Origin of the sequence: Parasedimentitalea marina (genome assembly GCF_004006175.1) — a bacterium.
GTDB lineage: Bacteria > Pseudomonadota > Alphaproteobacteria > Rhodobacterales > Rhodobacteraceae > Parasedimentitalea > Parasedimentitalea marina.
This window is the reverse complement of the sequence record NZ_CP033219.1, coordinates 4160216-4185587: the sequence shown is the minus strand read 5'-3', so window position 1 is coordinate 4185587 and position 25372 is coordinate 4160216. Positions and strand designations below refer to the sequence as shown.

The window sequence follows — 25372 nt, the reverse complement described above, 5'->3', positions numbered from 1 at the left end:
TGGTGGCACCAAATGACAGGCTACAGGTAGCCTTCGCTGCGAAAGCTGAGTTCTTGGGATTTTCCGATGATCAGGTGATCGTGGAGCACCAAACCCAGCGCCACTAAAGCGGTGTTAATTCGATCGGTCATGTCGATGTCACTGGTCGATGGAGTTGGGTCCCCGGATGGATGATTGTGGACCAAAATCAATGCACTGGCATTCAGCTCCAAGGCACGCTTTGCAACCTCTCGCGGGTAAACGGGGACGTGATCGACAGTGCCGCGGGCCTGTTCTTCGTCGGCAATCAGTACATTCTTGCGGTCCAGGTATAGCACCCGGAATTGTTCAGTTTCGCGATGAGCCATAGTTGTGTGGCAATAGTCCAACACTGCGTCCCATCCAGAAATCACTTGCCGTTGCATGACCCGGGCCCGTGCCATGCGGTGAGCAGCAGCCTCAAGAATTTTGAGGTCGGTGATGACCGCCGTTCCGATTCCCTTTACTTCTTCTAACCGTTCAGTCGGGGCGGTGATGACCCGATTGAAGTCCTGAAATTTTTCCAGAAGCGCACGGGCCAGCGGTTTGACATCACGGCGTGGGATTGATCGGAACAGGACCAGTTCCAGCAATTCATAGTCGGGCATTGCCGTTGCGCCCCCTTGTATGAATCTATCACGCAGCCGGGCGCGGTGATCTTGGATGTAGGATGGCAGGCGACCCTTTGGGAGCGCTTTGGGTAGCGCCTCATCACTGCCTTTGAACAGCGGCAGTGATCCGTCCTGAAAGGAGTCGCGTTGTGCCATGACAATAAGACTGCTCTCGTTAAGGTTGATTAAGTGTTAACATCATGCGAGCAATTCAGGGCTTCGAAAGTCACACTTGTGGAGTGAGTTCTCAATTGCCGAACGATAAGCGAAAAAGTTGGAAGATTGTGGACGGCAAAATTCCAGATGACATTCGAGATTTGATGGTTTCAATAATTGATGAACATGAAAAGTGGAAAGCGGCTCTACCTGATCCGTTGCGACCTATGTGGGTTGAATATCCGCATCTACCGCGGTGTAGCATGGGATGGCGCATGGGCGGCGGTGAGGATTACAGAGACATTTTCTATGAATGGTATCAAAGCCAAACACATGAGAAACGCCATGAGTATCGTGAAATTCACCCTGAGCCGGTAGGCTGGGAAGGGTTTTATGACCACTTGGAAAAGGCACGTTTAATGAGGCGTTAGAAGCACAAAGGGCGTCAACCGACATGGTGACGCCCTTTTTTGATCAACATCTTGAGACCATGATCAGTTTTTCATCGAATCCCAAAAGCTTTTCACAGAGGAAAAGAAGCTGCCGGATTCCGGATTGGTGGTGTCTTCGGACAGATCCTCAAACTCACGCATCAGCTCTTTTTGCCGCGTTGTCAGGTTCATCGGAGTTTCCACCGCCAGCTCGATAAACATATCACCGGGACCGCCGCCACGCAGAGCAGGCATGCCTTTGGCGCGCAGGCGCATTTGGCGGCCGGACTGGCTGCCCTCGGGGATTTGCACGCGGCCACGGCCACCGTCAATCGTTGGTACCTCAATCGCGCCGCCCAGCGAGGCCTTGGCCATGCTGACAGGGACGCGGCAATACAGGTTCTGACCATCGCGTTCGAACAGTTTGTGCGGTGTCATCTCGACAAAGATATACAGATCACCTGGGGGGCCACCACGCATGCCTGCTTCGCCTTCGCCGGACAGGCGAATTCGGGTGCCAGTTTCGACACCAGCCGGGATGTTGACCGACAGGGCGCGGTCTTTTTCAACACGCCCATGGCCGCCGCAGCCCTTACAGGGGTTCTTGATAACTTGGCCCAGACCGGAACAGGTTGGGCAACCACGTTCAACGGTAAAGAAGCCTTGCTGTGCGCGGACCTTGCCCATGCCCGAACAGGTCGGGCAGGTTGTTGGCTCGACACCACCCTCGGCGCCTGTGCCCTCGCATGAGGTACAGCTGACAGCGGTTGGAACATTGATGGTTTTCTGTAATCCAGCAAAGGAATCTTCGAGCGAAACACGCAGGTTATACCGAAGATCGGCCCCACGTGCGGCACGACGTCCGCCGCCACCAGCACCGCCGCGCTGGCCGCCCATGAAGTCGCCAAACAGATCGTCAAACACGTCAGAGAACGCCGAGGAGAAGTCTCCGCCGCCGCCGCCAAAGCCTTGGCCTGGACGTCCGCCGCCATTGCCACCCATGCCATTTTCAAAGGCAGCATGGCCAAAGCGGTCATAAGCGGCTTTCTTGTCGCCGTCTTTCAGAACATCATAGGCCTCGTTGGCCTCTTTAAACTGCGATTCCGCTTCCGGATTGTCTTGGTTCCGGTCTGGGTGCAGCTCTTTGGCTTTCGTGCGAAAGCCCTTTTTGATTTCGTCGGCAGAGGCCCCTTTGGCCACGCCAAGTACATCGTAATAGTCACGCTTGGACATCGGTTTATCCCTTCTGCCTCAACGAAAGTGGGCCGGCCCTGATTTCGGACCGGCCCGCCTTGGCCTAGGTTAGCCGTTTAGGCGCGTTTGTCGCCGTCCAGATCTTCGAACTCTGCATCGACAATGTCATCGTCAATCGGGCCAGCATCAGCAGCGGTGGGTTCGTCACCTTCTTCTGCTGCGGAAGCCTTGTAGATCGCTTCGCCCAGTTTCATGGCCGCTTCGGTCACGTTCTGGATACCCGATTTGATCTTTTCGGCATTGTCGGTGTCGATTTCGTCTTTCAAAGCAACGATGGCCAGTTCGATCGCTTCGATGGTGGTTGGATCCACCTTGTCGGCGTGCTCTTCCATCGATTTTTCGGTCGAGTGAATGAGGCTTTCGGCCTGGTTTTTCGCTTCGATCAGCTCGCGGCGTTCTTTATCCGCTTCAGCGTTCTCTTCAGCGTCTTTGACCATCTGTTCGATGTCCGAATCAGACAAGCCGCCGGAGGCCTGAATGGTTACCTGTTGCTCTTTACCGGTGCCTTTGTCTTTGGCGCCAACCGACACGATGCCGTTGGCGTCAATGTCAAAGGTCACTTCGATCTGAGGCAGGCCGCGTGGAGCTGGCGGGATGCTTTCCAGATTGAACTGGCCAAGGATCTTGTTGTCCGCAGCCATTTCGCGCTCACCCTGGAAAACCCGGATGGTTACGGCGTTCTGGTTGTCTTCGGCAGTCGAGAAGACCTGCGACTTTTTAGTCGGGATCGTTGTGTTGCGATCGATCAGACGTGTGAACACGCCACCCAGAGTTTCGATGCCCAGAGACAGAGGTGTTACGTCCAGCAGAACCACGTCTTTGACGTCACCCTGCAGAACGCCAGCCTGAATAGCGGCGCCCATGGCAACAACTTCGTCCGGGTTCACACCTTTATGCGGCTCTTTGCCAAAGAACTTGCTGACTTCTTCGGTGACGCGCGGCATGCGGGTCATACCACCAACCAGAACAACTTCGTCGATGTCGCTGGCTGAAATGCCAGCATCTTTCAACGCAGCGGCGCAAGGCTTCAGCGAGGCTTTGATCAGGTCAGCAACCAGGCTTTCCAGCTTGGCACGGGTCAGTTTCAGAACCATGTGCAGTGGCGCGCCGTCTTTGCCCATCGAGATGAACGGCTGGTTGATTTCGGTCTGCGAGGCGGAGGACAGTTCGATCTTGGCTTTCTCAGCGGCTTCTTTCAAACGCTGCAGAGCCATTTTGTCCTTGGACAGATCAACGCCGTGCTCTTTCTTGAACTGGTCGGCAAGGTAGTTGACGATGCGCATGTCAAAGTCTTCGCCACCCAGGAAGGTGTCGCCGTTGGTCGATTTAACTTCGAACAGGCCGTCGTCGATTTCCAGGATGGTTACATCGAAAGTACCACCACCAAGGTCATAAACAGCGATGGTCTGGGTTTCTTCTTTGTCCATGCCATAGGCCAGCGCAGCCGCGGTCGGCTCGTTGATGATACGCAGAACTTCGAGACCAGCGATTTTGCCGGCGTCTTTGGTGGCCTGACGCTGGGCGTCGTTAAAGTACGCAGGAACGGTGATAACCGCCTGTGTCACTTCTTCGCCAAGATAGCTCTCGGCGGTTTCTTTCATTTTGCCCAAGGTGAAGGCTGAGATTTGCGAAGGTGAATATTTTTCACCTTTAGCTTCTACCCATGCGTCGCCATTGCCACCGTCAACGATGGAGAACGGAACCATTTTCTTGTCTTTTGCGACGGCTGCGTCGGTGTTGCGACGGCCGATCAGGCGTTTTACACCAAAAACGGTGTTTTCCGGGTTGGTAACGGCCTGGCGTTTTGCAGGCTGGCCAACCAGGCGTTCGTCGTCGGTAAACGCGACGATCGAGGGGGTTGTCCGGGCGCCTTCGGCGTTTTCAATAACGCGAGGCTGCGATCCGTCCATGATAGCCACACAAGAGTTGGTGGTACCCAGGTCAATTCCGATTACTTTGCTCATACTATTCGATCCCTTTTCTCAACAAGGCGATTACCTGAGGCCTGAACCCTTTTTGGCATCCTGGCCTCAATTCATTTGCACAATGGCCTACACCAAAATGCGTCTCGGCGTATATAGGGAGCAGAAATGAGCCCTGCAACCGTCACATGACACCGGTTAGTGCGAATCCTTGGGGTTTTTTGAATGGGCTTGGTTAAGAATGGAATAATGTCGATGGCCAAGCTGCGTATTCGCGGATTTGAGATCCACAAAGGGTATCTGGATTTGACGGCCCAGCGGGCACTGATTGACGCATTGCGGCCGGTTCTAAAGGCCGCACCACTATTTTCGCCCAGTGTACCCGGCGGCGGGCAGATGTCGGTTCGGATGACGTCCTCGGGACAATTTGGCTGGTATTCTGATGCATCAGGGTATCGCTACGCGGACAGCCATCCAAAGGGGCAGGCCTGGCCCGAAATTCCGGATCAAGTATTGTCAATATGGCGACAGTTGACAGGCTTAGACCGTCAGCCCGAATGTTGTTTGCTGAATTATTATGGCCAAGATGCAAAAATGGGGCTGCATCAAGACAAGGATGAAGCGGATTTCTCCTATCCGGTGGTGTCCATCAGTTTGGGAGATGACGGGCTATATCGCATGGGCAATCAGAGTCGGGGCGGCAAAACGGAATCGATCTGGCTGAACTCTGGCGATGTTGTTGTCATGGGCGGCGAGGCACGGCTGACCTATCATGGTGTAGACCGAATTCGGTATAAGTCTTCGCGGTTGCTGCCCAAGGGCGGGCGAATCAATTTGACATTGCGGGTGGTGACTTGAGAAGCTCACGTTACGGAAATTTGGCAATGGGGCACTTGGCGCAGATTGAAAAACTGCCCATATAGCAGGCATGATTACTCGTCCGGTAAAATACGCTTGGCAACATATCAGGTATGTTCCTCTCTGGTCTATGCTGACCGTGTCGCGGTGGCGCTCATTCGGAACACGCTCAGCGGCGCTGGGACGTGCCGTTGGTGGTGTGATGCGCTGGTTCCCGATCGCACGACGCCGGATGAACCGCGATCTGAAGCAGGTGTTCCCTGACATGTCCCGACACGAGCGCAACTGTTTGCGCCGTCAGATGGGACGGAATATGGGCCAAACCCTGTTCGAGATATACCACAATGCTGAATTCCATACCCGGTTGGACCGCTTTCATGTCTCTGGTCCGGGGCTAGAGGCGATAGAGGCAGCGCAGGCAGCGGGCAAAGGTGCAATCATCGTCTCTGGCCATTTTGGTCAATGGGAGGCTGTACGCGCCTCGCTTAAAGCGCGCGGCATCGAAGTGGGCGCTGTATACCGCCGCCAAAGCAATCGACATTATCAACGACGTTTGTTGGCTGGGATTGAAGCCGGCGGATTGCCGATTATGGAAACCGGCCGTGTTGGCACCAAAACACTGGTGCGCCATTTGCGCGCCGGCGGTGTGGTTGCGATATTGTTGGATGAAAAACATCCTGACGGCACCCGGCTACCGTTTTTGGACCGCCCGGCGCTGACTTCGCTGGCTGCGGCGCAATTGGCGTTGAAATATGACCTGCCAATGGTGCCTGCCTATGGCACGCGTGTTGGCGACGGCAGCGATTTTGCGGTCGACTATGAAGAACCGATTGGACACAGCGATGCTGTGGCCATGACACAAGCGTTCAATGATAGCCTGTCAGCGCGTATTCGGGCCCATCCAGATCAATGGTATTGGCTGCTGAACCGCTGGCAAGACGCCTGAAACACTGCCGTAGTGGGATCAACTGGCGAGTCATTGTTTGCCGCTGAACCAGAGGCAAGCAAGCCGAATCACTGTCGGGCTCCCCAGCTGAGAGATGCATGGCGACGCGTATAAAACTCGCCCATCAGCCCCATCATGATCAGAACCAAAGACGCCCAGGCCGCATACTCCCAATTGCTGTAGTGAGGGTTGTAATTGATGAAAATATAGCCTCGCGCCTGATCGATGCAATGAAACAGCGGGTTCCAGTCGAACATTGGTAGCATGAAGGATGGCATCGAGTTTGCCAGGAACATTTTGCCCGATGCAAACATGCTGGCACGTTGATAAATGGTTGAGGCAACACTGACAAAATTGGGCGCCCAAGGCTTTAGCGCAAGCAAGATCAGGCCGACGCCGACACCAGATATCCATGATAATAAAAGCATGCCAAAAGCAGGGATCGGCTGTTCGATGCGAACAGGCGTAAAGGCAACGTGGTAAATGAACAAAATCAGAAACAGCGACAGCACCTGGATGTACAGTGACCCAATAGCCGCTGACAGGATGGCAATTATTGTGTTCATGGGTGCGTGCTGCATCATCGGGCTGCTGGGGCCTTCAGACCCGGCAACGGCACTGACCGTTTTGGTATGGGTCATGAACAGAAAAATGCCTGACATGACATAAAGCAAGAAATCACCCCGAACGGCTGACCCCTTTAAGCCAAGAATCGAAAACATAAAGTAGAAGACAAGGACCATCAGCAGGGTTTGGAACAAGTTCAACCCCAACGCCATAAAGGCGTTGTTGTGCTTCGATCGTACGCTGCGCACGACCGAATGGAACACCACTTCGGACATAGAAAAGACGCCGGATAATGCTGTTGGCTTGGTGGAATGTTGAAACATGTTGCTGCGGACCCGATACTTTGCTCAAAAATAGCACGGATTTCTTGCTGTTCCGTTGCCGGGCTAGCATAAGGGGGTAAACGTGTATTTTCAACAAATCCCGTATGGTGGAGTCCCTTAGTGCCTTATGATGCTCTTATTCCGGTGATCCGGCAGCTTGCGATTGAAGCAGGCAACAAGATCATGGAAATCTACAATTCAGATGATTTCGACGTAAAGCAAAAGTCAGACGACAGTCCGGTCACGGCAGCGGATGAAGCCGCCGATGCGATAATTTCCGCCGGGCTGCGGGCAGCGTTTCCGGAAATGAAGCTGGTGACCGAAGAGCAGGCAGATTCGCACAGCATCAAGGGGGATACTTTCCTGATTGTCGACCCGCTAGACGGAACAAAGGAATTCATCCACCGCCGTGGCGACTTTACTGTTAATATTGCGCTGGTGGAAAAGGGTGTTCCAACCCGCGGTGTGGTCTATGCACCGGCTAAAGAGCGGATGTTCTATACTCTGGCAGATGGCACAACCGTTGAAGAAATGGGCCCGTTTGACGCCAATACTCCAGGGGAGGTCAGCCCAATTCGTGTGGCAGACAGTGACAATGCCGCGCTGATGGTCGTGGCCAGTAAGTCGCATCGCGATCAGGCGACCGATGACTACATCGGGAAATACAATGTCAAAGACAGCAAAAGCGCCGGTTCGTCGTTGAAGTTCTGTCTGGTGGCCACCGGCGAGGCAGATATCTATCCACGCGTGGGCCGCACAATGGAATGGGACACGGCCGCGGGTCACGCCGTGTTGTCTGGCGCTGGCGGTAAAGTGGTGCGATTTGATGACCATTCACCGCTGATCTACGGTAAAGACGATTATGCCAACCCGTTCTTTATTGCCTATGCACCTGGTGTGGAGCTTAAGAAAGCCTGATGTCTGTTCTGGTCGTTATCCCCGCCCGTTATGCCTCTACCCGCTATCCCGGTAAGCCACTTGTTCAATTGACGGGTGCCTCGGGTGAACAACGTACACTGATCGAGCGATCCTGGCGGGCTGCCACAGCGGTGGCAGGTGTAGATCGCGTAGTCGTTGCGACCGATGATGAGCAAATTCAAAAGGCTGCACAGGAGTTTGGTGCCGAGGTGGTTATGACATCGTCTGACTGCGTCAATGGCACAGAACGCTGCGCCGAGGCGTTTGATGTCTTGGGAGGTGGCTTTGATATCGTGGTGAACCTGCAGGGTGACGCGCCACTAACACCTCATTGGTTCGTCGAAGATCTTGTCAAAGGCCTGCGTGAAGATCCAACAGCCGAGGTCGCTACTCCGGTGTTGCGGTGTGATGGCCGGGCGCTGAATGGGTTTTTGAATGATCGTAAGGCAGGGCGCGTTGGCGGCACCACTGCTGTGTTTACTCAAGATCACCACGCCCTATATTTCTCTAAGGAAGTTGTGCCTTATACCTCTCGGGTCTATGGCGATGACGAGGCTGCACCGGTATTTCATCATGTTGGTGTCTATGCCTACCGGCCAGCCGCGCTGGGCGCTTATCCGCGCTGGGAGGCCGGCCCCTTGGAAACACTGGAGGGGCTGGAGCAGTTGAGATTTATGGAGCATGGCCGCAATGTACTGTGTGTAGAAGTCGAGGCCCGCGGGCGGCAGTTCTGGGAGCTAAATAATCCCGAAGACGTGCCGCGGTTAGAAAAAATGATGCGAGAGATGGGTCAAAATTAGCACAACTGACGTAATCTGTTAGAAATGTACCCGTGATAGAAAGGATCGAAATATGTATACACCAGAATATCATTTAGTCCTTTTGGGTAACTGGGTTTGACAGCAGTGCGGTTGTATTTTGACTGGGCAGGCTTTTATCGGGCGCTCATTACGCGTTCAAGTCAAAGCCATCCAAGTCCTATATTGAGAGATTGACATGCGTAGAAAAGTTACCAAAGCGATTTTTCCAGTGGCGGGCATGGGGACACGTTTCCTGCCGGCGACTAAATCCGTTCCCAAAGAGATTATGACTTTAGTAGATCGTCCGTTGGTGCAATACGCCATTGATGAGGCCCGCGCGGCGGGCATCAAAGAATTCATTTTTGTCACATCGCGCGGCAAAGGTGCATTAGAGGACTATTTTGATCACTCTCCAATACTAGAGCAGGCCCTGCGGAAAAAAGGCAAGACAGCCCTTCTTGAGACGCTCAAAGAGACCAACATGGAAAGCGGTGCCATCGCTTATGTCCGTCAACATCAGGCCTTGGGCCTGGGACACGCGGTATGGTGTGCCCGGCGTTTGATTGCCAATGAGCCATTCGCAGTGATCTTACCCGACGACGTGATCGCAGCCGAAACCCCTTGCTTGCAGCAGATGATCGAAGCCTATTCGGAAACCGGCGGCAATATGGTTGCCGCTATGGAAGTGGCGCCCGAGCAGGCCGGCAATTATGGTGTGCTGGACGTGAAGGAAGACATGGGGTCTGTGGTGTCGATCAACGGCATGGTGGAAAAACCTAAACCGGATGAGGCACCGTCGAACTTGGCGGTAATTGGCCGCTATATCCTTGAGCCTTCAGTATTGCGTAATCTGAATAGGATGAAATCAGGTGCCGGTGGAGAGATCCAGCTGACGGACGCCATCGCGCAGGACATCGGCAGTGATGTTCCGGTTTATGGCTACCGGTTCCGTGGTCAGCGTTTTGATTGCGGCTCCAAGGCTGGATTTTTGCAGGCAACGGTTGCCTTTGCTTTGGCCCGCGATGATCTGCGCGACGATTTGAGCCGCTATCTGAGCAGTATTTCCCAGGTCTCAAAGGCCGCGGAATAATTGCGCCGCTTAGCGGTTTTGACAGAAGGCAATCAGACTAGTGACACATATTTTGGTAACAGGCGGTGCGGGTTATATCGGTTCGCACGCCTGTAAGGCGCTGAAGAAGGCAGGGTTTACACCTGTCGTTTATGATAATCTGGTCACGGGATGGAAAGACGCCGTGAAATTCGGCCCGTTTGAGCAGGGCGACCTGGCGGACCGCGCCCGGTTGGATCAGGTATTTGCTAAATATCAACCCGCTGCCGTGGTGCATTTTGCAGCGCTTAGCCAAGTAGGCGAAGCCATGAGCCAGCCCGGCCGCTATTGGGCCAACAATGTTGGCGGTTCGTTAAATCTGATCGAAGCATCGGTTGCCGCTGGTTGTCTGGATTTTGTTTTCTCATCGACCTGCGCGACCTATGGCGAGCATGACAATGTTGTGCTGGACGAAAATACCCCGCAACACCCGCTGAACGCATATGGCGCCAGCAAACGTGCGGTTGAGGATATCCTGAAGGATTTTGAGGCCGCCTATGGGCTGCGTTCGGTGATCTTCCGATATTTCAATGTCGCCGGTGCCGACCCTGACGCAGAAGTAGGTGAATTTCACCGCCCCGAGACACATTTGGTTCCCTTGGTGCTGGACGCAATCGACGGTAAACGCGACGCGTTGACGGTGTTTGGTACGGATTATGACACTCCTGATGGCACCTGCATTCGCGATTATGTCCACGTCTGCGATCTGGTAGATGCACATGTGTTGGGACTGAAGTGGCTGCAGGATGACAAAGGCAGTCGCGTGTTCAATCTGGGCACTGGCAGCGGGTTTTCTGTGCGCGAGGTGATGGATCAGTCGCGCAGCGTCACAAACCGCGAAGTCCCTTTTAACATTGGACCTCGCCGGGCTGGGGATTGCACCAAGCTGGTGTCCGGATCTACCCGCGCCGAAGTGGAACTCGGCTGGGAGCCGTCCCGATCAACCTTGGACATCATGATCCGGGATGCTTGGGGTTGGCACCAGACTGGCCACTACGAGTCCTGAATTGACAGCGCCCGGCTCCTCCAACCTATCAATAAGTTGGCGCGAAGCCTATCAATTGCGCTGGCGGCGGCGGCGGGCGCTATGGAAGTCATACCGGTCACGCCATCACCTGCGTATTGTGAAGGATCTCACGGGCAAGATTAATCCGGATGATATTCTGGCGGTAAGTGTCCTGCGCAATGAGATCACCCGGCTGCCGTTCTTTCTGGATCACTACCGACACCTTGGCGTGTCGCAATTTCTTGTGGTCGACAACAACAGCAATGATGGCAGCGCCGAGTATCTGGCAGCGCAACCCGATGTCTCGGTGTGGCACACTGCGCATAGTTACCATGCCTCGCGTTTTGGACTGGACTGGCTGACTTGGCTACAGATTAAGTATGCACACGGGCATTGGTGCCTGATGGTCGACGCGGACGAGTTACTCATTTACACCGGCGATGACGCCCACAATCTGCGTAAACTGACCGCTTGGCTGGATGGCCGGGGGCAAGTCGGGTTCGGCGCATTGATGCTGGATCTGTACCCCAAGGGGCCGCTGGATCAGTGCTCTTACAGGCCGGGACAAGACCCGCGTAACGTGATGCCTTGGTTTGACCCATCCCCATACCGGGTCACGCGTCAGGCACCACTGGGGAACCTGTGGGTGCAAGGTGGCGCGCGCGCACGGATGTTCTTTGGGGATAACCTGCAGCGCGCGCCGACCCTGAATAAAATCCCGCTGGTGAAGTGGAACCGCCGGTACGCTTACGTGAATTCTACCCACTCAATGCTGCCGCCTCAGTTAAATTTTTTGTACGATGGACCCGGAGGGCAAACACCATCTGGAATTCTTTTGCATACAAAATTTCTGCCCGAGATTGTTTCCAAATCAGCAATAGAAAAACAGCGGCAACAACATTTTCATGCGCCGGGTAACTTTGATCACTACTACGACAGTCTTAGCGCGGCCCCCGATTTGTGGCATCAGGGATCAGTGAGGCTGGATAACACCGCCCAATTAGAAGACCTGGGACTGATGTGTGCCCCGGACTGGTGAGGCTTTTCCAAAATGGACCGTTCCACCGCTGATATTTAAGTTCAAAGCCGCACAGGTAACGCTTTCTAAATCCATTGATTCCAGAAAGAAATCCGTGACATAGTACCTTGTATTGCTGAAGCAGAACGGATCGGGCCTGATCCAGGCTGCTTCCTGTCTGCCGGGAATGGATTAAACGTTGAGCCTTTGGGACTCTTATCGAATGCGAGTGCGGCGTAAGCGCCGTATTATACGCGCGGTGCGAAAATCCGGTGAATTGCGCGCTGTGCAAAACAACACCAGCCGCATCCAACCGACCGACATTTTGCTCGTGACCACTGTGCGAAATGAAAAAATCCGGCTGCCGTATTTCCTAGATTACTATCGTGGCCTGGGCGTCAATCATTTCCTATTCGTGGACAATGGCAGTACCGACGGCACCGAAGACTATCTGCGCGGGCAGCAGGATGTCTCACTTTGGCACACAACCAGCAGCTATAAACGAGCCACTTTTGGCGTCGACTGGATGAACTACCTGAAACGCAAATATGCGCATGGGCATTGGGTTCTTGTGGTCGATCCGGACGAATTCTTTATTTACCCATTCTGCGATACCCGGCCAATCCGGGCTCTGACCGATTGGCTCGACAACTCTGCCATCCGCAGTTTTTCGGCGATGCTGATTGATGTCTACCCCAAAGGTCGCATTGATGAGGTGCCCTATCGCGCCGGGCAAAACCCACTAGAGATCGCGCCGTGGTTCGACAGCGGCAATTATTCGGTTAAGAAAAATGCAACATGGGGTAATTTGTGGATCCAAGGTGGCCCACGACGTCGGGTGTTTTTCCCGGATGAACCGAAGAAGGCGCCGGCGTTAAACAAAATACCTCTGGTAAAATGGGATCGACGTTATGCCTACGTCAGTTCCACACATGCACTTTTGCCGCGCGGTTTGAACCAGGTGTATGAAACTGACGGCGGTGAAAAGGCCAGTGGCGCGCTGCTGCACACCAAGTTTCTGGACACATTCACCGCCAAAGCAGTCGAGGAAATGACGCGAAAGCAGCACTATGCCGGATCTGCTGAATACAAGGCATATGCTGACACACAACAGGGACAGCCGGATCTGTGGTGCAAGTGGAGCGAGAAGTACATTAACTGGCGCCAGCTCGAAATCCTGGGATTGATGTCCAAAGGAAACTGGGCATGAGCACGGTTGGCATCGTCATGTTGGTGCACACGGCATTGGATCGCGCCGAGCAAGTGGCCCGCCATTGGACTGCTGGCGGCTGCCCGGTGGTTATTCACGTGGATGGCAATGTGTCGCAGAAATCCTACCGGGCTTTTGCCGCATCGCTTGTTGATGACCCACTGGTCCGCTTTTCTCGGCGGCATCGCTGCGAATGGGGCACTTGGGGAATTGTTGCCGCATCACAAAGCGCCTCGGAATTGATCATGACTGAATTTGCCGATGTACGGCACGTTTATCTGGCCTCGGGGTCCTGCCTGCCGTTGCGGCCGGTGCAAGAACTGATTGATTACCTTGCCGCTCGGCCGCGCACCGATTTTATTGAAAGCGCCACCACCGCAGACGTGCCCTGGACGGTGGGCGGATTGGATGCTGAACGGTTTACGCTCCGGTTCCCGTTTTCGTGGAAAAAGCACCGGCACCTGTTCGACAAATATGTCGACCTGCAACGCAAGCTGCGGATGAAGCGGAAAATTCCCACAGGGTTGGTGCCACATATGGGCAGTCAATGGTGGTGTCTGACACGGCAAACCCTGTCGGCAATCCTGCAGGATCCCGAACGGGCGACCTATGACCGCTATTTTCGCAAGGTGTGGATCCCGGATGAAAGCTATTACCAGACGCTGGTCCGGCAATATTCCGGCAATATCGAAAGCCGGTCCCTGACGCTGTCGAAATTCGATTTTCAAGGAAAACCGCATATTTTCTATGACGATCACTTGCAGTTGCTGCGGCGATCGGACTGTTTTGTTGCCCGTAAAATTTGGCCCCATGCTGATCGGTTGTATCAGGCCTTTTTGACGGATCAGGCGGGCGCGATGAAAAAGACCGAACCCAACCCAGGCAAAATTGACCGCATTTTTGCCAAGGCGGTGGAGCGGCGAACGCGGGGGCGGGCGGGCCTGTATATGCAAAGTCGGATGCCTCGGCATGGGGCTGAAAATGGCATCACTTCTAACCCGTATTCGGTTTTTCAAGGCTTTGCCGAGCTGTTTGAAAACTTCGAACCCTGGCTGACTCAGGCTACGGGCGCGCGCGTGCATGGGCATTTGTTTGCACCGGAACGGGCCGAGTTTGCTGAAGGGCAAATGTTGATAAACGGGGCGCTAAGCGACAATGCGAAGTCCAGGGATTACAATGCTGAAAGCTTCCTGACCAATCTGATCTGGAACACGCGGGGCGAACGTCAGTGCTTTCAATTTGGTCCGGGCGATAACCAAGATACCAATTGGCTTGTCGCGCGTGATCCCAATGCGCAGGTTTCGGTGATTTCGGGCGCCTGGGCCGTGCCGCTCTTCAGGTCGAACCGGAATTTCTCGGATCTTCGCAAAGAGGCAGCGCGCTTGCAGCGCATTGAAAGTGCGCATTTGAAAATTCTCCGCTCGCAATACACTAAAGCACGGGTGCGCATTTGGACTATGGCTGAGTTTATTGAGGCTCCGATGGAGCCTATTCAGACCATCGTTGATGAAATTGGTATGTCCTATCAACGTCGATTAAGCGAAGCTCCGACAATGGTAAATCTTGATGGGTTTGGCCAGTTTCTGCAGAATCTCAAAAACCAGGGTATGCATCCCTATTTGATGGGAGATTTCCCGGTGGAGCAGGGGCCGGTCAATATGCCAAAACCACCTCGTAAACCCTATTTGGTGCGATAATCCAGTATGACTGACCAATTTGATTACTTCATAGTATTTGCTGAAATGCGGACAGGGTCCAATTTTCTGGAAGTTAACCTGAACGCCTTTGACAGTGTCTTGTGTCATGGTGAGGCGTTTAACCCTCATTTCATCGGCTATCCCAACAAGACTGAGATCCTGGGCATCACCCAGGATGATCGTGATAGGGACCCGGCGCGGCTGATTGCGGCGATCAAAACTCAGTCCAAAGGATTGGGGGGATTTCGCTACTTTCATGATCATGATGCCCGGGTTTTGGATATTGCGCTGGAAGATCCCCGATGTGCCAAGATTATTCTGACCCGCAATCCGCTGGACAGCTATGTGTCCTGGAAAATTGCCAGGACCACCGGTCAATGGAAGCTGACCAATGTGACGCGCCGCAGAGAGGCGCTGGCAGACTTTGATGGGGCAGAGTTTTCCGGCCACGTTGAGGCCCTGCAGGATTTTCAGGTCTTGCTTTTGAACCGGCTGCAAAAAAGCGGGCAGGCGGCGTTTTATATTTCATATGAAGACTTGCAGAGTGTCGATGTGATGAACGGCTTGGCCCACTGGTTGGGGGTGAATGAAACACTGGAAGCGATGGATGACAGTTTAAAGCGGCAGAACCCGGCGCCAGTTTTGTCCAAGGTCGCCAATGTCGAAGAAATGACAGCAGCCTTATCCGGGATGGATCGGTTCAACTTGACCCGTACACCAAATTTTGAACCCCGTCGGGGTCCTTCGGTGCCGGGATACGTCGCGGGGGTCGTGACACCTTTATTATACATGCCAATCAAAGGTGGACCCGTGGCGGAAGTGACGGATTGGCTGGCCGGATTGGATCACGTTGAAGCAGACGGGCTGCTGACTAAAATGAACCAAAAGAAGTTGCGATTGTGGCGTCGCGGTAATCCCGGCTATCGCAGTTTTACTGTGTTGCGCCATCCCGTTGCGCGGGCGCACTCGGTGTTTTGCGAAAAAATCCTTCCGGCTGGGGCAGGAAATTTTAGCAAGATTCGCGAAACACTGCGCAAGCGATTCAAACTGCCGATCCCGAAAGATGGTCCGAACCAGAATTACAGCAAGGCAGATCACCGGGCTGCGTTCGGGAGCTTTTTGGATTTCTTGCGGGCCAACCTGGCTGGCCAAACGGCCATACGGGTGGATTCTGCTTGGGCAAGCCAGTCACAGGTTTTGTCTGGGTTTTCTGAATTGGGTGCACCAGATTTGGTGTTGCGTGAGGACGAGCTGGCCAAAGAACTGCCGCATCTGGCGCGCCGAGTAGGTCGTATGGAGCCGGGTGAGGTGGCCTTGGCCGTCGCAGACGGGCCCTATGCTTTGGATGATATTTATGACGCAGAACTGGAAGCGAAAGTCGCCAAGATTTATCAACGTGATTATATAATGTTTGGTTTTGGTCCCTGGCGATAGTGACCGTTGGCTGAAATCAAGTTGGGGGCCAGCCCCCAATCCCCCGGGATATTTTTAGCCAGATGAAATGAGGATCTTGGTAGCCGGTTCAGGCGGCCTGGACTGACTGATTCTCGGTGAGGATCGTGTAGAGTGTTGCCGCATCCGGATTGGCGCGCAGTTTAGTGCAAAAGCTTTGCTCGCGCAGGGTGCGCGATACCAGCGCCAGTGCCTTGAGGTGTTCGACCCCGGCATCTTCGGGGGCAAACAGCGAAAAGGCAATATCGATGGGTTGCCGGTCAACCGCGCCAAAGTCGAGTGGTTTTTCCAGGATTACAAAAACCCCGATGACATCTTCGACACCGCTGATTCTGGCATGGGGCAGAGCAACACCGTGGCCAACCCCAGTGGGGCCGAGGCTCTCGCGATCCAGCAAGGCCTCGACTGTTGAGGGGGCCTGTAGAGCATAGGCCGAGTTTGCGACGTCAGCAATTTCCTGAAACAGCCGCTTTTTGCTTGAGACTGAGCCGATAACACGCACGGCCTCTGGCTTGAGGATATTGGAAAGTTGCATTGCCCTGTGCTCCACTTGGGTGCCCCGAAGGGCACCTAGGGTAATCTAAATTTACGGATCGATCCAGCCAATATTTCCGTCGTCTCGCCGATAGACTACATTTAGCCCATCTTGTCCTTCTTGGCGAAAAATCAGCACTGGAGCGCCCGCCAGTTCCATCTGCATCACAGCTTCACCAACCGACAGAGAGGGGATTTTGGTCTCCATCTCGGCCACGATGATTGGCTGCAGTGAAGACGGTTCCTCTTCTGTGGGTGTCTTATCTGAAGCGAGGATATAAGAGCTGGCAGCTGAAAGTTCAACCGGCTCGCTACGATCACGATGGTGGTCTTTTAGTCGGCGCTTGTAGCGGCGAAGTTGTGTCTCCATTTTCTCGCAGCAGCTATCAAACGCAGCATAGATCTCAGTTTCGTGCCCTCTGGCCTGCGCGGTTAACCCAGTCGACAGGTGCACAGTTGCTTCGCACACATATTCATGCGCCGAACGGGAAAAGACCACATTGGCATCGGTCGGGCGTTGGGCATATTTTGCCACAGCCTCGCCCAGCTCGGTCTGCACATGAGTTTGCAGGGCCGTGCCAATGTCGATCTGTTTTCCGCTGATTTGGTAACGCATGTGATCTCCTTCACGTATTGACATCCAAAGCTTGAGCCGGACCGGGTCCGACCTAAAAATCTAACTCTGGACGCGGGGAATAAGCAAAACCGATGGTTGCATCCGACCGGGCCTTGTTTCCAAGGTCTGAACCGGGAGTGCGTCAAACGGATCTTTTGCCATAGATCAATTCGATGCCAAGATGGCGGGAGAGTCAATCAAAACCCGACAACTACCCTGCGGCCTTTCATCGGGTTCGGCGTGATCTGGCCGATCCGTGATGGTTGTAAGTGGGTCAGGAGATGCGGAAATTGTCGCCCAGATAAACGCGTCGGACATTTTCGTTTTCGACTACGTCCTCGGGAGTGCCGGACATCAGGACCTGGCCGTCGTGAAGGATATAGGCGCGATCAACGATTTCCAGAGTTTCCCGGACGTTGTGATCCGTGATCAAGACGCCGATGCCACGTTTTTTGAGATCAGAAACGAGGTGGCGGATGTCGCCAACGGAGATGGGATCAACACCAGCAAAGGGTTCGTCGAGTAGTAAATATTTTGGGTCTGCGGCCAGGCAACGGGCGATTTCAACCCGGCGCCGCTCGCCGCCGGACAGCGCCAATGCGGGCGCGCGGCGCAGGTGTTCGATTGAGAAGTCAGACAGCAATTCTTCGAGCCGTTCGCGGCGTTTATGAGCATGGGGTACGGCAATGTCGAGCACGGCGGAAATGTTATCTTCGACAGATAGCCCGCGAAAAATAGACATCTCCTGTGGTAGATAGCCGATGCCCATCCGGGCGCGGCGGTACATTGGCAAGGTGGTCACATCTTGTCCGTCAATAGTGACCCTACCTGCCTCAGGGAAGATCAGACCGGCGATGGCATAAAAACTGGTTGTTTTCCCTGAGCCGTTCGGGCCAAGCAGAGCAACAACTTCGCCACGGTCCAGCGTCATGGAGACGTCACGGATCACCACCTTCTTGCGGTAGGACTTACGCAGCTTCTCGATCCTAAGACCGGAGGATCCTGGAGTGACGGTAAGATTCGGCTTGGCCATCTAGTTACTACCGTCAGGATTGAGTATGGTTTTGACGCGGCCTGACATCTGGGCTGTTCCTGCATTCAGGTTCACAACCATCTGGTTGGAGGTCAGGGTGCTGCTGCCCTGGCTGAGCAATACATTGCCAGTCATCACAACCGTGCCACTGTCGATGGTGTATTCGGCACGTTCGGCCTCGGCGGCATCAGGGCCATTGACCAGGATCACGTTGCCAATCGCCTCAAGCTGGTCGATGCCTTTTTGCTCAGGCTTGTAGGAGACCAGAACTGTGTCTGCCGACAGGCGCATGACGCCCTGTATCACCAGAACATTGCCCTGAAATTCGGCGGACCCGTCCGTTTGGTTGACTTCAAGCGCGTCGGCGGTGACTTCCACGGGCAACGTGGGATCGGCCTTGATCGTCCCAAAGGCAATTGAGGCGGACTGAGCCGTGACGGCGCTTGAAATAAGGGCCAACGGCAGGGAGAATATCAAGGCACGCAAATATGTCACAAGTTATCTTTCTGATTTTCTAGGATCGTATACCAGTTTTACTCCGTTATTGAATAGCATATGCATCGGCCCCCCTTGGGTTTTTGTCCGCAATAGCATGGTTCCGGCATTTATTGTGCCAATTGGGCCGGTTGCCAGCACTGGGCCGGGGCTGTCGGCCGATAAACCGCTGATGGTCGCGTTCAGCAGATCGGTCGTCACCAGCAACCCGGCGGCCGACGCGATTTCAACATTTCCAGAGAAACTGGCAATGTCACTTTCCAGTTGCACTGTACCGGTGTCGGAGCTGAGCGTCAGGCGGCCACCATCGGCCGTGCTGATCACGGCAACCAAATCAGTTGCTACCGCAGGCGAGGTGGGTCCACCTGGCCGCGCAATGCTGGCAGTGACGGTGATTTCATCCCCCTGCGACGTTGTGCCGGAAAAGAACGGTGCTGTGATCTGCTGACCACGCATACGCTCTTCGATTTCATGCGCGGCGAATGGGATCGTGGCTTCGGTGTTTGCGCCCCGCGAGATGAGAAACAGCGTTGACAATAGTCCCAGAGCCGCCAGGGGAAGCAGCACCTTCAGGTAGGTTACCATGCGTGAATAGCGATCCATGTCTGCGCTTCCCTGTACCCTAGCCCAGACCAACGCGCAGGCAGTCGTGAATGTGCAACAGGCCTTCGGCAGGTTGGCTTGTGTCGGGATCCACGACAAACAAACAGGTGATTTTACGCTGATTCATGATCGCCACGGCTTCCTCGGCCAAGGCGCCAGGGGCGATAGTGGTAGGCGCGGCCGTCATCACTTCGGCTGCGGTAAGGGAGAGCAGTCCCTCCATATGGCGGCGCAAGTCACCGTCGGTGATGATACCGGCGAGCCGCCCGTCTGTATCCGTAACCCCAGCGACACCAAAGCCTTTTTGGCTGATTTCGATCAATGTGTCAGACATTGGGGCCGTCAGTGGCACGGTTGGCAGTGCGTCACCGCCATGCATCAAATCGCGCACTTTGGACAGGCGCGCACCCAGCTTGCCACCGGGATGGAAGTCCCGGAAATTCTCGGGTGTGAATTTCCGGTGTTCCATCAGGCCAACGGCCAACGCGTCGCCAAGGGCGAGGGTCATAGTTGTCGAAGTTGTTGGTATAAAACCAGACCCGCAGGCCTCGGGGGCGGCGGGCAGTACCAGTGCGACGTCAGATTGTTTCAGCAAGGTTGATTGTGAGCGACTGGCAACTCCGATCAGTGGAATACCAAAGCGACGGGTATGGGCGATCATGTCTGCCAATTCGGGTGTCTCGCCGGAATTGGACAGCATCAGCACAACGTCGCCCTGTGCCATCATACCCAGATCACCATGGCTGGCCTCGGCCGGGTGCACAAAATGCGCTGGAGTGCCCGTGGATGCCAAGGTCGCGGCGATTTTACGGGCGATGTGGCCGGATTTGCCCATACCCGAGACAATCACTCGGCCAGAGGCATTCAGCAGTGTTTCCACCGCACGATCAAAGCTTTCATCCAGCTCGTCGGCCAGTTGCTGTAACGCTTGCGACTCGATGGTGATGACGCGGCGGGCGATATCCTGAAAATTGCTCATGCGTGGGCAAAGATATCGGTTTCGGGCCAACCAGCGAGATCCAGCTTGGCGCGCATGGGCAGAAAATCGAAACAGGCCTGTGCCATTTCAGTGCGACCTTCGCGGGCCAGCCGTTTATCCAGGGCAGAGCGCAGGCGGTGCAGGTGCAATACGTCCGACGCGGCATAGTCGAGTTGTGCCTTGGTCAGTTCCGGCGCACCCCAGTCGCTCATCTGTTGCTGTTTGGAAATATCGACACCAATCAATTCATGCGTCAGGTTTTTCAACCCGTGACGGTCGGTGTAGGTGCGGACCAGACGGCTGGCGATTTTTGTGCAATAGACAGGTGCGGCTAGGGCGCCAAAGGCGTTGAACATTGCGGCAATGTCAAATCGTCCAAAGTGGAACAGTTTCAGCACCTCTGGATCTTCTAACATCCGGCACAGGTTCGGGGCCTCGGTCTGTCCCTTTGAAACCTGAACAATATGCGCGTTGCCATCTCCGCCTGACATCTGGATCACGCACAACCGGTCGCGGTGCGGGTTCAACCCCATGGTTTCGCAGTCGATGGCAACAATCGGGCCAAGGTCAAGCCCGTCTGGCAGGTCGCTTTGATATAGATGATTGGCCACTAGGGTCGTCCTTTGTTGCTGCCACCATTGGGCGTCTTGCGCAGGAAATAGGCGCTTTGGCCTGTAAACTCAACTGCGGTACAAGACGCGCTTACCGGTTCAACGAAATAGAGGCAAAAACCAGCTCACAGGCATCACAACTAAGATCCCAGCAAAAAGGCCGAGATTGTTCAGTTTCAGCGATCAGCAGACAGCTATGGGCCATGCCAAGAGTTGAGACTTCCAGGACGTGGTATCCCGCCTCCGTTGTGCCCTCAGAATGATGTGTGAAATTTTTTGTTGTGATTAACGGACAGTCTGCCTAGTGTTTGCATAATTAGAATATAATTCCGCATAGTAGAACTGATGGGAGATAACCACAATGAACACTCGTCTTAAAACCTGCGTGAAATCGGCAATTTTGAGTGCCGGTATTGCCGCCGCAGCCGGTATTGCATCTGCCGGAACGACGCTGATCCACGGCGAGGCTGGCCCAAACCGTGGCGCGCGTGCTGCGGCACTGCAGTGGTTCGCGGATCAGGTTGGCGAGACCTCGGGCGGGGCGCTGTCGGTGAACATTCAATGGGGTGGTGCCTTGTTCAAAGCGAACGCGGCGGTTCAGTCCATTGGCGATGGTGTTGCCGACATGGGCACTGTGATCGCAGTCTACTATCCTCAAGAAATGCAGGCCTATGGGATTGCAGATCTGCCATTGGAAAACCCGGACGCTTGGGTTGGCATGCGCGCCACGGACGAGTTGATGCGCAATTCGCCGGCAATTCAGGCCGATCTAGCAGACAAGAACCTGGTCTATATCGGTACTTTCACCACGTCGGCTGTGCATATTGGCTGCACTGGTGACGCGATCCGTTCAGTCAGTGATATCCAGGATCGCAAGATCCGCGGCACCGGCGCCTATGGTCGTGTGTTCGGTGAGATGGGCGGCAATATGGTCAATATGAGCATCTATAAGGCCTATCAGGGGCTGGACACTGGCCTTCTCGATTGTTCGCAGGGCTATTCCTATGCGGTGACCGCGCTCAAGCAGCAAGAAGTGATGAAGAACTACACTCTGCTCGATTGGGGCCAGGTTGGCGGTGTTGGCATCATGATGAACAAAGATAGCTTTGATACACTCAGCGCGGATGAGCAGACCATCTTATTGGAGACAGGCAGCGCTATGGCGGATGAGTTTGGGCGTCTGATCACCAGTGCAAATGCGGCTGCCATCGAAACGATGAAGGAAACCGGCGTCGAGGTGATCAAGTTACCACAAGCGGACCGTGATCAGCTGATCGAAGCAGGCGCTAAGCATATTGATGCCTGGGTCGAGCAAATGAATGGCGCCGGTCTGGAAGGGGCAGAAATTCTGACGCAGTATCGAGGCCTCATCGCTAAATACACCGCTGAACGTGATGATCACGGTTACCCCTGGATGCGTTAACTTTCCAGCCTCCCGGATTTCTATCCGGGGGGCTTTTCTGGGCCCGTATGAAATGACCGCGAGGTGCCGATGTTTCGGAAATTTGAGAAGTTCTTGCTGAACCTTGCGGTGGCTGCTGTCATTGCGCTGGGTCTGATGATTACGTTTAGCGTGGTCTCGCGTGCGCTGTTCAATGTAGCGCTGCCCGATACCATCATCATCGTACGCGAATTGATGGTGGCCGCGATTGTGCTGCCGCTGGCAGCTGCAACACTGGCGCGCAGCCATGTGGCCGTTGAATTTCTGGCCGCCAAACTTCCCCAAAAAGCACAGGCCTGGCTGGTGGTCTTTGGCTCGATCATTGGGCTATTGGCGCTGATGCCGCTGATCTATGCCGGCGGACGCGAGTTTGCCCATACCGTCACCTCGGGCGGGTTTTTCTATGGCGATTTGAACCTGCCGAAATGGCCAGGACGCTTGGTGTTTCTGATTGGCATGTCCACGTGCTGGCTGCGCTTCCTAATTCTGGTCATCCAAGACATCCGGTCCATTCGCGCTGGGAATTACAATTTTATTACTTCCGCAGAAGGATCTGACTGATGGACGCCTCCCTTATTGGCCTCATCGCCTTTGCTGCTGTTCTTGGCCTGCTGGCGCTGCGTGCACCGATTGGGTTTACCCTGGCCGCTGTCGCCACCGTTGCGACCTTTTTCATCTTTGCCTTTCGCAGCGGCAGCTTTGCACCCGAGCGTGCCATCCGTGCGACCACGTCGATGGTGTTCTCCAACTCTTTCGACCTGATCCATTCTTATGACCTGTCGATGATCCCTCTGTTCATCGCCTTGGGTCATGTCGCCTATAAGGCCGAGATCACCACGCGGATATACTACGCGGCGCGGGTCTGGTTGTCGGCCGTGCCGGGTGGTGTTGCCATGGCATCAGTTGTGGGATGCGGGGGGTTTTCTGCCATCACCGGATCGTCCATCGCCTGTGCGTCCACCATGGGTCGAATCTGCACACCAGAGATGCTGCGCATGGGCTATGACAACCGATTGGCCACGGCCAGTGTCGCCGCAGGCGGCACGCTTGGTTCGCTGATCCCGCCCAGCGTGCTGTTCATTATCTATGGCATTTTCACCGAGACTTCGATCAACCGGCTGTTTGTCGCGGGAATTCTGCCCGGCCTGTTGACCCTGGCCGGTTTTCTGCTGGTCATCTTTCTGTGGGTCAAGCGTGATCCTGCCGCCGCGCCCGTAGATCCGAACCGCATCAGCTACACAGAACGGTTCCACGCCGCCCTGATGGCCTGGCCTGCCTTTGTGCTGTTCACTGTCATCATCGGCGGCATCTATGGCGGCATTTTCACTGCAACCGAAGCGGCGGGCGTGTGTTTGACCGCTGCCGCATTGATCGGACTGGCGCAACGCAAGTTGACCCTGGTGGATATCTGGGATGCTCTGCGCGACACCTGCCTGCAAACCGCCGCGATCTTTTTCATCGCGGCTGGGGCCAAGATCTTTGTTGCTTTCGTCGCCCTGACCGGAGTCGCTCCGGCAATTGTCGACGCGGTCACGCAGGCTGAATTGTCAGTGTTCTGGCTGATGTTCGCTATTGCGGTGATTTATCTGCTACTGGGTATGTTCCTGGATCCAATCGGCATTATGGTTTTGACACTGCCACTGGTGGTGCCCTTGGTCGAAACCTATGGGCTGGACCTGATCTGGTTTGGCGTTGTGATTATCAAATTGCTAGAGATTGGATTAATCACACCACCTGTGGGCCTGAACGTCTTTGTCATCGCCAATGTGGTTGGCAAAGAGGCCCCCATCGACAGGATCTTCGCCGGCATTGCCCGCTTTCTGTCCATAGATGTGATTGTTTTGATCCTGATTATGACCTTTCCGGTGATTTCTTTGCTTCTGCCAAATTCCATGTGGTAAGCCAGCCAGCAGGACAACAGATGAGAAAAGCGAATATGGCCCAGGATCTTGCCTCTGACCGCAGGTTTGCAACAACATTGGCACGCGGAATGAGCGTGCTGCGTGCCTTTCGTCCCAGTGACGATGGGCTTAGCAACCAAGAGATATCAGAACGCACGGGTGTTCCAAAATCCACGGTCTCGCGGCTGACGTTCACTCTGCAATCACTTGGTTACCTGTCTCATGGCCAGCGCCATGATCGCTACCGGCCCGGCCCGGCCCTGTTGGCGCTGGGTAATGTCGCCTCTGCCTCGGTGTCCTTTGTCGATATGGCTGACAGTATCATGCAGCCACTGGCGGATGCGACGGGTACCCTTGTGTTGATCGGTGTCCGGGATGAGCAGAAGATTCTTTTGATCAAGACCTGGCGACCCAAGGATACATCGTCAATCTGGCTAGAGGTTGGATACCGGATCCCGGCCACTCATTCATCATCGGGGCAGGCGCAATTGGCTGCGCTGGGGGACGCTGAATTCGCGGGTTACGTCAAAACCTATGGCGAGGACGTTGCAGATTCCAAGTTGTCGGTCACTGACATCCGTCAGGATGCCTATTCACAACTATTGGCGCGGGGCTTTGTGATTGCCGGTCACGGGCTGCGGTATGCCAAAACGGTTAACGCTGTTTCTGTCCCGTTCCGCAGCCGTGAGTTCAACGAACCCGTGTCTTTCACCTGTGGTGCCATGCCCGAGGCGCTATCAGAAAGCCGTATGGAGACCGAGGTCGGCCCACAATTACGCGCTGCGGTCAAAGAGCTGGAGCGGATGACGGGTCGGCCGTCTGCATTGGCTCAGCAGGGTTAATTCTGCATAGTGGAATTGTATT

General features: G+C 54.7%; 26 protein-coding genes. 15 read left to right on the top strand and 11 right to left on the bottom strand.

What is annotated here, in order from left to right; genetic code table 11:
* Positions 1-20: 20 nt before the first annotated feature.
* Positions 21-785, bottom strand: a complete 765-nt coding sequence (gene radC, locus EBB79_RS20120) for a RadC family protein (RefSeq protein ID WP_127750597.1) — start codon at positions 783-785, stop codon at positions 21-23.
* Positions 786-829: 44 nt separating this feature from the next.
* Between radC and EBB79_RS20115 the strand changes: the two genes are divergently transcribed.
* The gene (locus tag EBB79_RS20115; protein ID WP_127750596.1) at positions 830-1216 is read left to right on the top strand and encodes a hypothetical protein; all 387 of its coding nucleotides are present in this window, start codon (positions 830-832) and stop codon (positions 1214-1216) included.
* A 63-nt stretch (positions 1217-1279) separates the two neighbouring features.
* Here EBB79_RS20115 and dnaJ read toward each other — a convergent pair whose 3' ends face one another.
* Both dnaJ and dnaK read right to left on the bottom strand, forming a co-directional pair.
* Positions 1280-2449 carry a molecular chaperone DnaJ gene (gene dnaJ, locus EBB79_RS20110; RefSeq protein WP_127750595.1) on the bottom strand — a complete coding sequence of 390 codons (1170 nt, stop codon included), beginning with the start codon at positions 2447-2449 and terminating at the stop codon, positions 1280-1282.
* Positions 2450-2526: 77 nt separating this feature from the next.
* Positions 2527-4434 (bottom strand): molecular chaperone DnaK, encoded by a 1908-nt coding sequence (dnaK, locus tag EBB79_RS20105; RefSeq protein WP_127750594.1) that lies wholly within the window; start codon positions 4432-4434, stop codon positions 2527-2529.
* A gap of 213 nt (positions 4435-4647) precedes the next feature.
* Between dnaK and EBB79_RS20100 the strand changes: the two genes are divergently transcribed.
* Both EBB79_RS20100 and EBB79_RS20095 read left to right on the top strand, forming a co-directional pair.
* Positions 4648-5250 carry an alpha-ketoglutarate-dependent dioxygenase AlkB family protein gene (locus EBB79_RS20100; RefSeq protein WP_127750593.1) on the top strand — a complete coding sequence of 201 codons (603 nt, stop codon included), beginning with the start codon at positions 4648-4650 and terminating at the stop codon, positions 5248-5250.
* A 70-nt stretch (positions 5251-5320) separates the two neighbouring features.
* The gene (locus EBB79_RS20095) at positions 5321-6196 is read left to right on the top strand and encodes a lysophospholipid acyltransferase family protein (protein ID WP_127750592.1); all 876 of its coding nucleotides are present in this window, start codon (positions 5321-5323) and stop codon (positions 6194-6196) included.
* A gap of 68 nt (positions 6197-6264) precedes the next feature.
* Here EBB79_RS20095 and EBB79_RS20090 read toward each other — a convergent pair whose 3' ends face one another.
* Entirely contained in the window at positions 6265-7086 is an 822-nt protein-coding gene (locus tag EBB79_RS20090) for an ABC transporter permease (protein WP_127750591.1), read from the bottom strand.
* 120 nt (positions 7087-7206) lie between these two features.
* On the opposite strand from EBB79_RS20090, the gene cysQ reads away from it, so the two are divergent.
* The 8 genes from cysQ (at position 7207) to EBB79_RS20050 (ending at position 16277) form a co-directional block, all read left to right on the top strand.
* On the top strand, positions 7207-8004 hold the full coding sequence (gene cysQ / locus EBB79_RS20085) for a 3'(2'),5'-bisphosphate nucleotidase CysQ (RefSeq protein WP_127750590.1): 798 nt from the start codon (positions 7207-7209) through the stop codon (positions 8002-8004).
* Positions 8004-8804: a 3-deoxy-manno-octulosonate cytidylyltransferase gene (locus EBB79_RS20080; protein ID WP_127750589.1), complete on the top strand. Its 801-nt coding sequence runs from the start codon at positions 8004-8006 to the stop codon at positions 8802-8804. The genes cysQ and EBB79_RS20080 overlap by 1 nt, the downstream gene beginning before the upstream one ends.
* A 196-nt stretch (positions 8805-9000) precedes the next feature.
* Positions 9001-9894 (top strand): UTP--glucose-1-phosphate uridylyltransferase GalU, encoded by an 894-nt coding sequence (galU, locus tag EBB79_RS20075; RefSeq protein WP_127750588.1) that lies wholly within the window; start codon positions 9001-9003, stop codon positions 9892-9894.
* 40 nt (positions 9895-9934) lie between these two features.
* Entirely contained in the window at positions 9935-10918 is a 984-nt protein-coding gene (gene galE / locus EBB79_RS20070; protein ID WP_127750587.1) for a UDP-glucose 4-epimerase GalE, read from the top strand.
* A 118-nt stretch (positions 10919-11036) separates the two neighbouring features.
* Positions 11037-11957, top strand: a complete 921-nt coding sequence (locus tag EBB79_RS20065; protein WP_238704957.1) for a glycosyltransferase family 2 protein — start codon at positions 11037-11039, stop codon at positions 11955-11957.
* Positions 11958-12159: 202 nt separating this feature from the next.
* Positions 12160-13146, top strand: a complete 987-nt coding sequence (locus EBB79_RS20060; protein WP_127750585.1) for a glycosyltransferase family 2 protein — start codon at positions 12160-12162, stop codon at positions 13144-13146.
* Positions 13143-14843, top strand: coding sequence for a DUF5927 domain-containing protein (locus EBB79_RS20055; protein WP_127750584.1), 1701 nt, complete (start codon positions 13143-13145; stop codon positions 14841-14843). The genes EBB79_RS20060 and EBB79_RS20055 overlap by 4 nt, the downstream gene beginning before the upstream one ends.
* Positions 14844-14849: 6 nt before the next feature.
* The gene (locus EBB79_RS20050; protein ID WP_127750583.1) at positions 14850-16277 is read left to right on the top strand and encodes a sulfotransferase family 2 domain-containing protein; all 1428 of its coding nucleotides are present in this window, start codon (positions 14850-14852) and stop codon (positions 16275-16277) included.
* Between the two features lie 88 nt (positions 16278-16365).
* Here EBB79_RS20050 and EBB79_RS20045 read toward each other — a convergent pair whose 3' ends face one another.
* The 7 genes from EBB79_RS20045 to EBB79_RS20015 form a co-directional block, all read right to left on the bottom strand.
* On the bottom strand, positions 16366-16830 hold the full coding sequence (locus tag EBB79_RS20045) for a PTS sugar transporter subunit IIA (RefSeq protein ID WP_127750582.1): 465 nt from the start codon (positions 16828-16830) through the stop codon (positions 16366-16368).
* Between the two features lie 51 nt (positions 16831-16881).
* A complete protein-coding gene (gene hpf, locus EBB79_RS20040; RefSeq protein WP_127750581.1) occupies positions 16882-17445 on the bottom strand; it encodes a ribosome hibernation-promoting factor, HPF/YfiA family in 564 nt (187 codons plus the stop codon).
* A gap of 274 nt (positions 17446-17719) precedes the next feature.
* A complete protein-coding gene (gene lptB / locus EBB79_RS20035) occupies positions 17720-18478 on the bottom strand; it encodes an LPS export ABC transporter ATP-binding protein (RefSeq protein ID WP_127750580.1) in 759 nt (252 codons plus the stop codon).
* Positions 18479-18973, bottom strand: a complete 495-nt coding sequence (gene lptA / locus EBB79_RS20030) for a lipopolysaccharide transport periplasmic protein LptA (protein ID WP_127750579.1) — start codon at positions 18971-18973, stop codon at positions 18479-18481. It lies immediately after the preceding gene.
* Between the two features lie 3 nt (positions 18974-18976).
* Positions 18977-19576 carry an LptA/OstA family protein gene (locus EBB79_RS20025; RefSeq protein ID WP_127750578.1) on the bottom strand — a complete coding sequence of 200 codons (600 nt, stop codon included), beginning with the start codon at positions 19574-19576 and terminating at the stop codon, positions 18977-18979.
* Positions 19577-19595: 19 nt separating this feature from the next.
* A complete protein-coding gene (locus tag EBB79_RS20020) occupies positions 19596-20555 on the bottom strand; it encodes a KpsF/GutQ family sugar-phosphate isomerase (protein WP_127750577.1) in 960 nt (319 codons plus the stop codon).
* Positions 20552-21166 (bottom strand): ribonuclease D, encoded by a 615-nt coding sequence (locus EBB79_RS20015; protein WP_127750576.1) that lies wholly within the window; start codon positions 21164-21166, stop codon positions 20552-20554. Before EBB79_RS20015 ends, EBB79_RS20020 begins: the two co-directional genes overlap by 4 nt.
* Positions 21167-21527: 361 nt before the next feature.
* Here EBB79_RS20015 and EBB79_RS20010 point away from each other — a divergent pair, with 361 nt between their 5' ends.
* The 4 genes from EBB79_RS20010 (at position 21528) to EBB79_RS19995 (ending at position 25350) form a co-directional block, all read left to right on the top strand.
* Positions 21528-22589: a C4-dicarboxylate TRAP transporter substrate-binding protein gene (locus EBB79_RS20010; RefSeq protein ID WP_127750575.1), complete on the top strand. Its 1062-nt coding sequence runs from the start codon at positions 21528-21530 to the stop codon at positions 22587-22589.
* A 69-nt stretch (positions 22590-22658) separates the two neighbouring features.
* Positions 22659-23168 (top strand): TRAP transporter small permease, encoded by a 510-nt coding sequence (locus EBB79_RS20005; protein ID WP_127750574.1) that lies wholly within the window; start codon positions 22659-22661, stop codon positions 23166-23168.
* Entirely contained in the window at positions 23168-24508 is a 1341-nt protein-coding gene (locus EBB79_RS20000; protein ID WP_127750573.1) for a TRAP transporter large permease, read from the top strand. Before EBB79_RS20005 ends, EBB79_RS20000 begins: the two co-directional genes overlap by 1 nt.
* A gap of 20 nt (positions 24509-24528) precedes the next feature.
* Entirely contained in the window at positions 24529-25350 is an 822-nt protein-coding gene (locus EBB79_RS19995) for an IclR family transcriptional regulator (protein WP_238704956.1), read from the top strand.
* The last annotated feature ends 22 nt before the right edge of the window (positions 25351-25372 follow it).

What these genes read in the sequence shown, in the direction of transcription:
- radC (WP_127750597.1), bottom strand. Translation starts at nt 785, where the DNA reads ATGGCACAACGCGACTCCTTTCAGGACGGATCACTGCCGCTGTTCAAA.
- EBB79_RS20115 (WP_127750596.1), top strand. Translation starts at nt 830, where the DNA reads ATGCGAGCAATTCAGGGCTTCGAAAGTCACACTTGTGGAGTGAGTTCT.
- dnaJ (WP_127750595.1), bottom strand. Translation starts at nt 2,449, where the DNA reads ATGTCCAAGCGTGACTATTACGATGTACTTGGCGTGGCCAAAGGGGCC.
- dnaK (WP_127750594.1), bottom strand. Translation starts at nt 4,434, where the DNA reads ATGAGCAAAGTAATCGGAATTGACCTGGGTACCACCAACTCTTGTGTG.
- EBB79_RS20100 (WP_127750593.1), top strand. Translation starts at nt 4,648, where the DNA reads ATGGCCAAGCTGCGTATTCGCGGATTTGAGATCCACAAAGGGTATCTG.
- EBB79_RS20095 (WP_127750592.1), top strand. Translation starts at nt 5,321, where the DNA reads ATGATTACTCGTCCGGTAAAATACGCTTGGCAACATATCAGGTATGTT.
- EBB79_RS20090 (WP_127750591.1), bottom strand. Translation starts at nt 7,086, where the DNA reads ATGTTTCAACATTCCACCAAGCCAACAGCATTATCCGGCGTCTTTTCT.
- EBB79_RS20080 (WP_127750589.1), top strand. Translation starts at nt 8,004, where the DNA reads ATGTCTGTTCTGGTCGTTATCCCCGCCCGTTATGCCTCTACCCGCTAT.
- galU (WP_127750588.1), top strand. Translation starts at nt 9,001, where the DNA reads ATGCGTAGAAAAGTTACCAAAGCGATTTTTCCAGTGGCGGGCATGGGG.
- EBB79_RS20060 (WP_127750585.1), top strand. Translation starts at nt 12,160, where the DNA reads ATGCGAGTGCGGCGTAAGCGCCGTATTATACGCGCGGTGCGAAAATCC.
- EBB79_RS20055 (WP_127750584.1), top strand. Translation starts at nt 13,143, where the DNA reads ATGAGCACGGTTGGCATCGTCATGTTGGTGCACACGGCATTGGATCGC.
- EBB79_RS20050 (WP_127750583.1), top strand. Translation starts at nt 14,850, where the DNA reads ATGACTGACCAATTTGATTACTTCATAGTATTTGCTGAAATGCGGACA.
- EBB79_RS20045 (WP_127750582.1), bottom strand. Translation starts at nt 16,830, where the DNA reads ATGCAACTTTCCAATATCCTCAAGCCAGAGGCCGTGCGTGTTATCGGC.
- hpf (WP_127750581.1), bottom strand. Translation starts at nt 17,445, where the DNA reads ATGCGTTACCAAATCAGCGGAAAACAGATCGACATTGGCACGGCCCTG.
- lptB (WP_127750580.1), bottom strand. Translation starts at nt 18,478, where the DNA reads ATGGCCAAGCCGAATCTTACCGTCACTCCAGGATCCTCCGGTCTTAGG.
- EBB79_RS20025 (WP_127750578.1), bottom strand. Translation starts at nt 19,576, where the DNA reads ATGGATCGCTATTCACGCATGGTAACCTACCTGAAGGTGCTGCTTCCC.
- EBB79_RS20020 (WP_127750577.1), bottom strand. Translation starts at nt 20,555, where the DNA reads ATGAGCAATTTTCAGGATATCGCCCGCCGCGTCATCACCATCGAGTCG.
- EBB79_RS20010 (WP_127750575.1), top strand. Translation starts at nt 21,528, where the DNA reads ATGAACACTCGTCTTAAAACCTGCGTGAAATCGGCAATTTTGAGTGCC.
- EBB79_RS20005 (WP_127750574.1), top strand. Translation starts at nt 22,659, where the DNA reads ATGTTTCGGAAATTTGAGAAGTTCTTGCTGAACCTTGCGGTGGCTGCT.
- EBB79_RS20000 (WP_127750573.1), top strand. Translation starts at nt 23,168, where the DNA reads ATGGACGCCTCCCTTATTGGCCTCATCGCCTTTGCTGCTGTTCTTGGC.
- EBB79_RS19995 (WP_238704956.1), top strand. Translation starts at nt 24,529, where the DNA reads ATGAGAAAAGCGAATATGGCCCAGGATCTTGCCTCTGACCGCAGGTTT.